At 73.5% G+C, this 528-nt stretch carries 1 protein-coding gene; it reads left to right on the forward strand.

Annotation, left to right across the window (positions count from 1 at the left end; genetic code table 11):
- The first annotated feature begins 80 nt into the window (after positions 1 to 80).
- Entirely contained in the window at positions 81 to 251 is a 171-nt protein-coding gene (locus PUR71_RS13330) for a hypothetical protein (RefSeq protein ID WP_329927182.1), read from the forward strand.
- The last annotated feature ends 277 nt before the right edge of the window (positions 252 to 528 follow it).

The raw sequence follows: 528 nt of genomic DNA on the forward strand, positions 1-528 counted from the left end.
CCGCCCGGGGGCCGCCCCGCGACGCCCGCCAGCACGGCGCTGCGGGATCAGAGGCCGCGCCGCTCGTGCTGTTGACTCACGTGTGCTCTGTAGACCACGTCGGCGGCCGGTTCGAGGTCGTCGAGCTCGCCGAGGTCCAGGCGCAGCGCGGTGAGCTGCTCGTGGACGTCCAGGCGCAGCTCGGCCAGCCGGGCGGCCTCGGACAGATCGGAAGAGCGTCGAGGAGGGAAAGAGTGACCAGTCGAGTGTAGATCACGGTGGTCGCCGGATCATTAAAAATTGGGCGGGGGGGGGGGGGGGGGGGGCGGGGCACCCCCCCAACGAACACCAACACCCCACCCCCGCCCAACGGTCAAACCACGAACCCGCTAGCGCACCCACGACACAACCACACACACGCACACACCGACCCCGCCACCCCCTCCTTTCCGCGCCGGGCGGGGGACAGCAGGCCCGCCGGGGAGCGCGCGGCGACCAGGGGGGACCCGGGGACGGCGAGCGCGGGCGTTCCGACGCCGCCGGGGGCGA

The sequence above is a fragment of the Streptomyces sp. SP17BM10 genome (genome assembly GCF_036322405.1).
Classification (GTDB): domain Bacteria; phylum Actinomycetota; class Actinomycetes; order Streptomycetales; family Streptomycetaceae; genus Kitasatospora.